Below are 11597 nucleotides of genomic sequence, written 5' to 3' on the forward strand. Positions count from 1 at the left end.
GGCGGTCTGGGAGTAGATCGGGCGCAGCAGGTCGAGGTCGCGGATGATCGCGGCCGGGCGCAGGTCGAAGACCTCGCCGATGGCGTCCTCGATCTTCTGGACGTCCGCCTTGGCGGTGCCGAAGGTCTCGACGAAGAGGCCGACGGGCTCGGCCTTGCCGATCGCGTACGCGACCTGGACCTCGCAGCGCGAGGCCAGACCGGCGGCGACGACGTTCTTGGCGACCCAGCGCATCGCGTAGGCGGCGGAGCGGTCGACCTTGGACGGGTCCTTGCCCGAGAAGGCACCGCCGCCGTGGCGGGCCATGCCGCCGTAGGTGTCGATGATGATCTTGCGGCCGGTCAGGCCGGCGTCACCCATCGGGCCGCCGATCTCGAAGCGGCCGGTCGGGTTGACCAGCAGGCGGTAGCCCTCGGTCTCCAGCTTGATGCCGTCGGCGGCGAGCTGCGCGAGGACGTACTCGACGACGTGCTCGCGGATGTCGGCGGCGAGGAGCGAGTCCAGGTCGATGTCGCTCGCGTGCTGCGAGGAGACCACGACGGTGTCCAGGCGGACGGGGGTGCTGCCGTCGTACTCGATGGTGACCTGGGTCTTGCCGTCGGGACGCAGGTAGGGGGCCGTGCCGTCCTTGCGGATCTCGGTGAGGCGGCGCGAGAGGCGGTGGGCCAGCTCGATGGGCAGCGGCATCAGGTTCGGGGTCTCGTCGGTCGCGTAACCGAACATCAGGCCCTGGTCACCGGCGCCCTGCTTGTCCAGAGCGTCGTCATCGCCCTCGACCCGCGACTCGTAGGCCGTGTCGACGCCCTGCGCGATGTCCGGGGACTGCGCGCCGATGGACACCGACACGCCGCAGGAGGCGCCGTCGAAGCCCTTGGACGAGGAGTCGTAGCCGATGTCGAGGACCTTCTGCCGTACGAGGGAGGCGATGTCGGCGTACGCGCTGGTGGTCACCTCGCCGGCGATGTGGACCTGACCGGTGGTGATCAGGGTCTCGACCGCGACGCGCGAGGTGGGGTCCTGACGCAGCAGCTCGTCGAGGATGGTGTCGCTGATCTGGTCGGCGATCTTGTCGGGATGTCCTTCGGTCACGGACTCCGAGGTGAACAGGCGGCGGGACATGACTCTCCAAGACGGTAGTGGGAAGGGGCAGGCGACTGGGGTGGCGGAACAGAACGGCCCGTACGGGGGGACGTCCGACGGGATCCCGCCGGACGTCCTCGGTGATCGCCCCGGATCAGGCCGACTTCTGGAGCTGCTCCTCGAACCGCCGGGCCAGCGCGAGGCGCTGCACCTTCAGCGTGGCGGTCCTGGGCAGCTCGGCCTGCGGGATCTGGACGGGCTCGGCGAGCTGCGGGAACTCGACGACGGCGGCGCGCCAGCGGTTGCGGTCCAGCGGGATGTCGTCGACGGTGCAGATCACCGGGACCGGCTTGGAGTCCGGGCCCTGCACCACGACCAGTTCGCTCAGCTCGTGCAGCTTGCCGAGCACGATGTCCTCGATCTCCAGGGTGCTGCGCACCCCGGGGATCATGTCGACTTCACGGTCGAGCATGTGCAGGCAGCCGAACTTGGTGCGGTAACCGACGTCGCCGGTCCCCCACCACTCGCCGTCACGGTTGCTGTCGTAGCGGTCCTGCTCGCCGAAGTAGCTCTTGGCGATGCCGTCCCAGGCGACCTCGATGAGGCCGGGGTTCTCCGGGGACGGCGTCTGGCCGTTGCGGCTGACCACCCGGATCTTCGCGGCGCCCAGCGGCATGGCCCAGCCGACGCAGCGGCCGTTCGCCTTGTGGGCGGAGTTGCGGAAGTAGGCGCGGCCGACGGCCGGGCCGACCTCGCTCTGCCCGTAGATCTGGAAGAAGAGGGCGCCCCGCCGGTCGGACGCCTTGAGCAGCTTGCTCATGGTGGCGGGGTGGATGGCGTCGAAGGTGCTGCTGAAGACCTTGACCGAGCTGAACGGCGCGCGCGGGTCCTCGGCGAGGCCCTCCCACTCCATGAGCGAGTTGGGCAGCGCCTCGATGAGCACGGGCCGGTGTTCCAGGAGCTGCTCGGCGACGTCGGCGGGCTCCGATTCCCGCATCAGCAGGACCGGGTACTCCTTCAGCAGGGCCAGGGACATCGCCGCGACCATCCGCGAGTGCACGAACGGCACGTGGATGGCGACGGTCTCCTTCTTGCGCAGCAGCGACAGCAGCCGCCACTGCGGTACGAGGCGGATGCCCTGGGTGCGGGGCGTGTGCACCACGAGCTTGGGGATGCCGGTGGTGCCGGAGGTGTGGGTGATGACGGCGGCCTCGTCGATCGGCCGGACCACCGGCTTGACCCGCGGCGAGCCGGCGAGGTCGGCGAGCGAGATGGTTCCCGGGCGGTGGTCGGCCGAGGTGATCACCCGCCGGGTGAGGTCCGCCAGCGGTACGTCGGCGAGCAGGTCGAGCTTGCTGCCTTCGGTCAGCAGCGTCGGCTGGTCGACCCGCTCCAGCAGGACGGCGACGGTCGCCGCGTCGAGGGCGGGCGAGAGGTTGACCACGACGCCGCCGATGCGGGACACCGCGGCGGCGAGCATCCAGTGGTCGGCGTTGGCGGTCTTGAACAGCACGACGCGCTCGTCGGGACGGACCCCGGCGGCCCACAGGCGGGCCGCCAGGTCGTCCACGTGCTCGGCGTACTGGGCCACCGTCAGCCGCCGGCCCACCTCGGGCAGGACGCCCAGGTCGTGGTCCAGCGTGATCGGGGTGGTCGGATTGACGGCGGCGGCCATCTCCGCCAGCAGGCCGATGTGAAGACCGCGCTTCTGTATCGACCGGTAGGCCACAGAGCCCTTCATCTGGGCTGTCTCCTTCGTGGTGAGCGGTGAGCGGTGAGCGGTGAACGTTCGGGCGGTCGTCGGCTCCGTACGGGGCGCGAGGACGCGCGTGAGGGGCGCCCGGGGCCTCTCGCGCCGGCCGGGCCCGCGTCGCAGGGAGCCGGGGCCGAAACGGCCCCGGGCCACGAACGCGCGGCCACGGCCACGGCCACGGCGAGCAGGTCGCTCCCACCTGACGGGAGACTTCTCGATGGCCGGGTGAAGGACCGGCGGGTCAGGGTCGTCCTGCACGCACCCACCGTTCACCCAACGGGTTGCTGCTAGCGGGCGATGACCATCGTGGCGGGGGCCGCGTCGTGGAACGACACCTCTTCGAAGCCCGCCTTGAGCAGCCATTCCTGGTAGTCCGCGCGCCGGTAGGTGCCGCCGTCGTTGCTCTTCAGCAGCATCTCCGCGGCGAAGAGCAGCGGGAAGGCCGGACCGCTGCGGTCGTCGTCGACGATGTAGTCGCTGACGACGAGGGCGCCGCCGGGCTTGAGGGCCTTGCGGAGCCGGGTGAAGACCTCGATGTTGCTGGCCGCGTCCTCCTGGTGGGCGATGTGGGAGTACAGCGCGATGTCGTACTCCCCGCTCCCGAAGTCGGTGGTGTGGAAGTCACCGTTGACGGTGGTGAAGCGGTCGCCGACGCCGTTCTCGCCCACCAGCCGCTTCGCGATCGCGTTGATCGGCTCCCAGTCGAGCTGGGTGGCGCGCGCCTCGGGGTTGGCGTTCAGCCAGATCGAGGCGTAGACGCCGGAGCCGCCGCCGACGTCGAGGACCGAGATCTCGCCCGCCTCGCGGATGCCGAGCGCGTCGAGACCGGCCGTCGCGGCGGGGACCGACACGGCGGCGATCGCCGGGACGATGTCCGCCCAGTGCAGGTTGTCGGCCTTGTCCGTCTCGGCGTCCTCCAGCGGACCGCCGACGCGGACCACCTCGGGCAGGTTGATCAGGCTGCCCGTGTGGTTCAGCTTGACCTTGGCGAAGCCGGCCAGGGAGGCGGGCTTGCCGTCGACCAGGTAGTCGGACGCCTCGGCGGTGTTGCTGTAGCGGCCCTCCGCCAGGGTGACCAGGCCGATGCTGACCAGGCCGTCGAGCAGGCTCTGCGCGCCCCGCTCGGAGATGGCGGCGCGGGTGGCCACCTCGGCGGCCGTGCCCGCGCCGTCCTCCAGGTGCGTGAAGACGGAGTGGGTGGCCGAGGCGCCGATGACACCGGTGGCCCAGTAGCCGTTGATCAGGCTCATGATCCGGTCCGGGGCCGGCTGGTTGTTCGTCATGCTGCTGCTCCCTTCAGGGATCGTGTGAGTGTGGCGTGGGTGCGCAGGGCCGGACGGAGGACCTCCGCGACCCGGTCCACCTGGTCCATCGTGAGCTCGGCGTGCATGGGGATGCCGAGGCCGCGGTCGAAGAGATCGGCCGAGACCGGGCACACCTGCTTGGCGTCGAACGCGGGCTGGACATGGCTCGCGAACGTCCCGTGGAGGGAGCCGATCCCGTGCGCGCGCAGCTCGGTGGCGACCCCGCCGCGGTCGATGCGCGGGTCCAGCCTCACGATGTAGGACTGCCAGGCGTGGGTGCGGTCCTGCGGCACGAACGGGATCGTCAGGAGCTCCTCGTCGGCGAAGTGCTCCGCGTAGCGCGCGGCGACGGCGGCGCGGCGCGCGAGCAGCTCCTCGATGCGGCGGAGCTGCACCTGCAGGATCGCCGCGGCGATGTCGGACAGTTTGAAGTTGTAGCCGATCTCCGTGAACTGAGGGATCGGCAGGCCGATGACCTGGCCCTGGTCGTAGATGCTGCCGATGCCGAAGGACGACCGCTGCCGGGCGTCCGCACCGATCGCGGGGTCGGTGGCGATGAGGGCGCCGCCCTCACCACTGGTGGCTCCCTTGCGCCCATGGAAGGACAGGACGCCCACCTCGGCGAGCGAGCCGGCCTCCCGGCCCTTGTACGTGGCGCCCACCGCACAGGCGGCGTCCTCCACGATCCACAGGCCGTGGCGGTCGGCGATCGCCTGCAGCTCGTCGTAGTCGGCGGGCAGGCCGACGGTGTCGACGGCGATGATGCCGACGGTGCGCGGGCTGACGAGGGACGCCACCGCCTGCGGGTCGACGGTGCCGGTGTCGGCGCGCACGTCGGCGAAGACCGGGGTCCCGCCCACGTAGCGCACCGCGTGGGCGGGCGCCGGGAAGGTGTAGTCGGCGACGATGACCTCGTCGCCCGGCTTGACGCGCAGCGCGAGCATCGCCAGGTGAAGGGCGGCGCCCGCGTTGCACAGCGCGACCGCGTCGCCCGCGCCGTAGCGCTGCTTCAGCTGGGCCTCCAGGGCCTTGCCCTTCGGGCCCTGGCCGGCCGGCCAGCCCGAGGCGAAGACCTCGGCGACGGCGGCCAGCTCCTGCTCTCCCAGGCTGGCGTGCACCAGGGGGATGTTGTCCACGTCGCCCATTTCCTAGGCCTCCGACTGTGCGGCGGGCTGGGGGTCCCGGAGAACCGGCGGCTCGAAGCGCATCGGCGTGATCTGGGTGACGTCGTAGTGCTTGCGCATCTCCTCGACGGCCGCGGGGTCCACGGTCCGGCCGGTCGACCAGATCTCCGTGATCTCCTCGAAGTAGTGCTCGTGCTCGGGGGACGGGTAGCTCTGGAAGAGCATGGTCGTCGGCTTGTCCGTGGGGTTGCGGAAGGCGTGCGGCGTGTTCGGCGGAACGAACATGCAGCTGCCCGCGCCCACGCGGACCACACGGTCACCGGAGGCGGACTCCCAGTGGTGCCAGGTGTCGGTCGTGCGCTCGGTCGGCTCGAAGCACAGCAGTTCGAGCTCGCCCTCCAGGACGTAGAAGAACTCCTGGGACTCGGTGTGGACGTGTGCACCGACGTCGAAGCCCGGGGGGACGACGACCTCGAAGATGGAAATGGAGGAACCGTCCCCCGCGGTGGCCTTGAAGGTCACTTCCTGCGCCTTGGTGACCAGCTTCCGGCCCTCGCCGGCGCTGACGATGCTCATTCGCTCTCACTTTCTTCGTGCGTACGAAAAACCCCGTCGAACGGGGTGTTCTCCGGACTGGCTCAGTCGTGGAGCGGCGCGTCGACGGACCAGCGGCCGAGCGCCATCTCGGCGGTGATGCCGGGACCGAACCCGGCGATGAGGCCCTTGGCGTCGTGCGCGGGCGCGTCCTCCTCGAAGAGGCGGCGGGCCGCGTCGAACACGACGGCGCTGGCGATGTTCCCGTACTCGCTCAGGGTCGCCCAGCTGTGGCGGAAGACCTTGCGGTCGACCTCGAGGAACTTGGCGAGGTCGTCCAGGATCCGCGGACCGCCTGCGTGCACGATGTAGAAGTCGAGGTTGCCGGCGTCCCAGGTGTGCTTCTGGGCGAACTCCCGCAGCACCGGCGCCAGCGGCTCCATCGTGCCGGGGACGCGGCGGTCGAGCTGGAAGTGGAAGCCGGTGTCGCGGACGGCGTAGGAGATCCAGTCCTCGGTGTTCGGGATGACGTAGGAGGCGTTGCGCTCCAGGTCGATGCCGACGCCGCCCTCGGCGCGCACCACGGCGGCCGCGACGGCGTCGCCGAAGAGTCCGTCGGACAGCAGCGAACCGATGTCGTCCATGTCCGGCTGGTAGCACAGCGAGCAGAACTCGCAGGCCACGATCAGGACGTTGCTTCCCGGGTGGGCCAGGACGAAGTCGTGGGCGCGGTTGACGGCCGCGCCGCCCGCCGCGCAACCCAGCTGGGCGATCGGTATCTGCACGGTGTCGGGGCGGAACCCGAGCTTGTTGATCAGCCAGGAGGTCAGCGACGGCATGAGGAAGCCGGTGCACGACACGTAGATGATCGCGTCGACCTCACGGGCCGACAGGTCGGCGTTCTTCAGGGCCTCTTCGATGACCGCGGGGGTCCGCTTCTTCGACTCGACCTCGTAGATGCGGTTGCGCTCCGTGAGACCCGGGTGGCTGAGCGTCTTCTCGATGGGCTGCACCAGGTGCCGCTTCTTCACCCCCGTGTTCCGGATGAGTCGAAGCGCCAGGGGCAGCTGCGGCTTTCCGGCGTGGGCGCTTTCGGCGAACTCGAGAGTTTCTTCCACCGTGATGATGTGTTCCGGCGCGTGCACCGCGGGCTTGCAAAGCCTAGGCATATCTGGGCTCCATTTTCTCTTGAGTCTGCCTTCTGTACGTGAAAAGCCTTTCGCGCACTCCGGTGCCCGGGCCCTGGTCGCTACCGCACAGCTCCAGGGGGGTCCGTTCCGTTCCGCGCCCTGCGCGGGCACAACGCACGACGGCCCGATCGACGAGGTCGTCGATCGGGCCGGACAGGCCGCGAGGGCCTACGTGGGTGCATGAGGGCGGCTGGTGCACGGGACACGGCGTGGGGTCCGCCGGTGCACAACCAGCTGCGTCGGCCATCGCCGACGCCAGCTGCCTCCTGAACCGCCATGGGGCGGTCGGTCAACACTGCCCGGGCGAAACGGATGGGGTCTCGCCCGACGGGGCGCCGCATCGGCGCCCGAGCTACGAGGACGCAGCGTTTTTGGGCAGGGAAGGCGTGCCGAAATAGTGACACGGATGGCCGCGCGCCGCCAAGTGCGTCACAACGTGACCTGGGTCACGTCAACTGGACTGCTGCGGCGAGGGGTTGGCACCTCACCCGGCACCCCGGTGAAGGGATCCTCCGGGCCGCGGCCCGCCTCCGCGCATCGTACTGTCCCGGCGTCGGCGCGAGCCGTCGGGCCCAAGTGCGGCGCCAGTCATTCCCCACTGGTTCTGAGGCCCCTGCTGACACCATCGGCAGGAAACTCATACGACTTGGACGTGGAGGGACGAATGTCTCAACGCACGGCGGTATCCACTACCGGGGGTGAGCGGGCCCGAGTGACACCATCCCGGGTGCAGGGCCGCCGCGGTCCGGTCGGCGACGGCCGGGCGATGCGCCGGACCGGGCTTCTCGTCACCTTCATGCTCAGCGCCCTGGCCGCGGTGCCGATGGTGTCGATGGACATGTACATCCCGGCTCTCCCGGAGCTCACGCGCAGTCTGGGCACTTCCGTCACGGCCGGCCAGCTGACCTTGACGGCATGCCTCGCCGGCATGGCGATCGGACAGCTCGTCGTGGGCCCGATGAGTGACCGGTGGGGGCGGCGCAGGCCGCTGCTGGCCGGGCTGTTCATCTACGTGATCGCCACTGCGAGCTGCGCCTTCGCACCCACCATCGAGGTGCTGATCGCCTGCCGCCTGGTGCAGGGGCTGGCGGGTGCGGCCGGCGTGGTCATCGCCCGCGCCGTCGTACGCGACCTGTACGACGGCCTGGAGATGGCCAAGTTCTTCTCCACCCTGCTGATGGTCTCCAGCTGCGCCCCGATCATCGCGCCGATCATCGGCGGTCAGGTGCTGCACTTCACCGCGTGGCGGGGCGTCTTCGTCGTCCTCACCGTGATCGGCCTCGCCCTCGCCCTGCTCATCTGGCGCCGGATGCCCGAGACCCTGCCCGCCGAGAGGCGGCAGAGCGGTGGAGTGGTGTCGACCCTGTGGATCATGCGCGGCCTGTTCGCCGACCGGATCTTCCTCGGGCACGTGCTGACGAACGGGTTCGCGTACGCCGCGCTGTTCTCCTACATCGCCGCCTCGCCGTTCGTGATCCAGGAGATCTACGGGGCCTCCCCGCAGACCTTCGCCCTGCTCTTCGGCCTCAACTCCCTCGGTCTGATGATCGTCGGTCAGGTCAACGGCCGGCTCCTCGTCGGCAAGGTCCGCCTGGACAAGGTGCTCGGCACCGGGCTCTCCCTGATGGCCGTCGCCGGAACGGGACTGCTGCTGGTGGCGGGCGGTGCCTTCGGCGACGTGGCCACGGTGCCGATCGCGATCGGCCTGTTCGTCCTGATCTCCTCGCTGGGCCTCGTCCTGCCCAACACCCAGGCGCTCGGTCTGATGCGCACCCCGCACTCCGCGGGTTCCGCCTCCGCGCTGCTCGGCACCTCGTGCTACGTCTTCGGGGCTGCCGGCTCGCTGGTGATCGGCATGGCCGGGAAGGGCTCGGCGGTCCCGATGGCCACGATCCAGCTGTGCAGCGCGCTGGCCGCGCTCGCCTGCTTCACGATGCTGTGCCGTCCCTGGCAGAACCGGAAGTCGGAGCTGACCAGGCGCTGAGCACCACCCCCGACAGCACAGTGCCCGATCCGTCGAACGGATCGGGCACTGTGCTGTCCGGGCTGTCCGGGCTGTCCGGCTGCGGGGCGGGATGCGCCGCCGCGGGTCAGCTCGCCATCTTCCGCTCCGGCGGAAGGATCAGGGTGGGTTCCAGGAGGATGCGGGCGGCGGGCTCCTCCCGGACCGGCGCGAGCTCCGGCCGGGTGCCCCGCTGCTGCCGCCAGCCGGCCTGGGCGGCGACCACGGCCGCGTACGGGATGACGACCCCGGCGACCAGGGCGCCGATGGCGAGCGCGGGCCAGCTGTTCCAGGTGGCGGCCATCACGACCACGCAGGCACTGCGCACCCCCATGGCCACGATGTAGCGGCGCTGGCGGCCCCGCACGTCCTCGCTCAGGCCGGTGCGCGCCCGGGTGATGGACTCGGCCCGGGTTCCGTCCCGGCGCCATGGGGTTCGGTTCATCGGGCCTCCGTGGATGCTCCGGCACGGGTGCCGGAATGCCGCAGGGGAGCTGGCCCCCTGTTGAGCTGGGCAAGGAGTCCGCGCTGCGCGGACGTCCGTCCATGCTGTGGCCGCCCGCTCCGGAGCGGCTCGAGTCCCTGTCGTACGGGTCCCGACGGCGCATGCGACGACGCCGGCCTGGCCGGAGCCGGGGGCCCGCGGCGCCGGGCGTGCGGTACCTGCCGCCGGGAACGGGAACGGCGGCGCGGATGACCGTCCCCCGATCACCCGCGCCGCCGCGGTGGTGCCTACCCGGCCCGGTTCTTCTCCGTGCCGTGCCGCCGGATCAGTGCAGTTCCTGCTCCGGCTGCCGTTCTTCTGCGGAACCCTGTCGGCCGATCTTCGCGTGCCCGTCGGGCGAGGAATGACCGTCGGCGGAGTGGCCGAGGTGCGCCAGCGCCTCCTGCATCTCCTGCGGGGTCGGCAGCGGGACCTGCTCGCCGTAGAGCCAGCGGCTGAGCCGGTAGCGCAGCGCTTCCTTGCGGCTCTTCGGGTTGGGCACGCCGTCGTGTTCGGGCTCGGGCGCCGGCAGGGGGGCGTAGCGCGCCCTGGCGAGCAGGGCGTACTCCTGGCCGCGGTCGAGACGCTCGTGCACCTCGACGAACTCACCGTGCGGGAGCCGCCTGATCTTGCCGGTCTCGCGGCCGTGCAGGAGCTTGTCGCGGTCCCTGCGCTGCAGGCCCAGAGCGATCCGCTTGGTGACGACGTACGTCAGGAACGGAACGAGGAAGACTCCGATCCGGACCGCATAGGTGATGGTGTTCAGCGACAGGTCGAACTTCTCGGCCAGGATGTCGTTCGCACCGCCGAAGAACAGCACCAGGTAGAGGGCGATGAAGGCGGAGCCGAACGCCGTCCGCGTGGGGTGGTCGCGCGGCCGGTCGAGCAGGTGGTGCTCTTCCTTGTCACCGGTGACCCAGGCCTCCAGGAACGGCCACAGGGCGATGACGGCCATCATCAGCGTGGGCAGGATGACCGCGGGGACCAGCACGCCCATGTTGACGGTGTAGCCGCCCGGCAGGGTGAACTCCCAGGCCGGGAAGGCACGCAGGGCGCCTTCGAGGAATCCCATGTACCAGTCGGGCTGGGAGCCCTGGGAGATCTGGTCGGACCGGTAGGGACCGAAGTTCCACACGGGGTTGATCTGGGCGATGCCCGCGATCAGGGCGAGCACCCCGGTGACCAGGAAGAAGAAGCCGCCCGCCTTGCCCGTGTAGTGCGGCATCAGAGGCTGTCCGACGACGTTCTTCTCGGTGCGTCCGGGACCCCGGAACTGGGTGTGCTTGTGGTAGAAGACCATGAACAGGTGCACGGTCAGCAGGGCCACGATCACCGCGGGCATCAGCAGGATGTGCAGGCTGTAGAACCTGCCGATCACGTCGTGCCCGGGGAACTCGCCGCCGAACAGGAACATCACCAGGTACGTGCCGACCACCGGGATGGCGAGGGTGACGCCCTCGGCGATGCGCAGGCCCGTTCCCGAGAGCAGGTCGTCGGGGAGCGAGTACCCGAGGAAGCCCTCGAGGGTGACGAGCACGAGCAGGACGAAGCCGATCAGCCAGTTGGCCTCGCGCGGCTTGCGGAACGAGCCCGTGAAGAAGTGGCGCATCGTGTGCAGGCAGAGCGCGCCGATCATGATCAGGGCCGACCAGTGGTGCACCTGCCGGATGAACAGGCCGCCGCGGATCTCGAAGCTGATCTTGATCGTGGAGGCGTAGGCCTCCGACATCCGGACGCCGTTCAGCTCGGTGTACGGGCCGTGATAGACGACTTCACCCATGCTCGGGTTGAAGAAGAAAGTGAGCCACGTCCCGGTGAGGAGCAGCATCACGAAGCTGTAGAGCGCAATCTCACCGAACATGAAGGACCAGTGGTCGGGAAAGACCTTGCGGACCAGGAACCGCAAATGGTAGATCCCGAGCCGGCTGTCCGCCCAGTCGGCGATGCGCTCGCCCGCGGATTCCTCGGTGCGCGCACTCTGCGGCGCCGTATTGGTCGTGCTCATACCCGCGCGCCCTCCCCTCGCCGCTCGGCCGTTACGGGCATTTCCGGTCCGGCCGGCAGGCGGTCGGTGGTCGTGGCGGCCTGCCGCGGCGGAAGCTGGCCCGTGCCCTGGAGCACCTGGA

9 protein-coding genes are annotated in these 11597 nt (G+C 70.1%); 1 reads left to right on the top strand and 8 read right to left on the bottom strand.

The genetic code is table 11. From position 1 onward, the window contains the following. From metK to IO30_RS0127765, 6 genes are all read right to left on the bottom strand, one after another. Positions 1-1119: methionine adenosyltransferase (gene metK / locus IO30_RS0127740; RefSeq protein ID WP_031147323.1), on the bottom strand; the 1119-nt coding region annotated here is incomplete at its 3' end. A 115-nt stretch (positions 1120-1234) separates the two neighbouring features. Next, positions 1235-2821, bottom strand: a complete 1587-nt coding sequence (locus IO30_RS0127745; RefSeq protein WP_031147325.1) for a class I adenylate-forming enzyme family protein — start codon at positions 2819-2821, stop codon at positions 1235-1237. A gap of 299 nt (positions 2822-3120) precedes the next feature. After that, positions 3121-4116, bottom strand: a complete 996-nt coding sequence (locus IO30_RS0127750) for a methyltransferase (RefSeq protein ID WP_031147327.1) — start codon at positions 4114-4116, stop codon at positions 3121-3123. Next, positions 4113-5273 (bottom strand): DegT/DnrJ/EryC1/StrS family aminotransferase, encoded by a 1161-nt coding sequence (locus IO30_RS0127755; protein WP_037895326.1) that lies wholly within the window; start codon positions 5271-5273, stop codon positions 4113-4115. Before IO30_RS0127755 ends, IO30_RS0127750 begins: the two co-directional genes overlap by 4 nt. 12 nt (positions 5274-5285) lie before the next feature. Then, positions 5286-5837, bottom strand: a complete 552-nt coding sequence (locus IO30_RS0127760; protein ID WP_031147331.1) for a cupin domain-containing protein — start codon at positions 5835-5837, stop codon at positions 5286-5288. A 62-nt stretch (positions 5838-5899) separates the two neighbouring features. After that, positions 5900-6964 carry a type III polyketide synthase gene (locus tag IO30_RS0127765; RefSeq protein ID WP_199921101.1) on the bottom strand — a complete coding sequence of 355 codons (1065 nt, stop codon included), beginning with the start codon at positions 6962-6964 and terminating at the stop codon, positions 5900-5902. Positions 6965-7751: 787 nt separating this feature from the next. On the opposite strand from IO30_RS0127765, the gene IO30_RS0127770 reads away from it, so the two are divergent. Beyond that, positions 7752-8969 carry a multidrug effflux MFS transporter gene (locus IO30_RS0127770; protein ID WP_037895327.1) on the top strand — a complete coding sequence of 406 codons (1218 nt, stop codon included), beginning with the start codon at positions 7752-7754 and terminating at the stop codon, positions 8967-8969. A 106-nt stretch (positions 8970-9075) separates the two neighbouring features. Here IO30_RS0127770 and IO30_RS42215 read toward each other — a convergent pair whose 3' ends face one another. Both IO30_RS42215 and qcrB read right to left on the bottom strand, forming a co-directional pair. After that, complete coding sequence (locus IO30_RS42215; protein ID WP_051859675.1) at positions 9076-9432, bottom strand: DUF3099 domain-containing protein; 357 nt, start codon at positions 9430-9432, stop codon at positions 9076-9078. Between the two features lie 325 nt (positions 9433-9757). Beyond that, positions 9758-11476 (bottom strand): cytochrome bc1 complex cytochrome b subunit, encoded by a 1719-nt coding sequence (gene qcrB / locus IO30_RS0127780; protein ID WP_031147339.1) that lies wholly within the window; start codon positions 11474-11476, stop codon positions 9758-9760. Positions 11477-11597: the final 121 nt, after the last annotated feature.

The organism is Streptomyces xanthophaeus, from assembly GCF_000725805.1.
Classification (GTDB): Bacteria; Actinomycetota; Actinomycetes; order Streptomycetales; family Streptomycetaceae; genus Streptomyces; species Streptomyces xanthophaeus.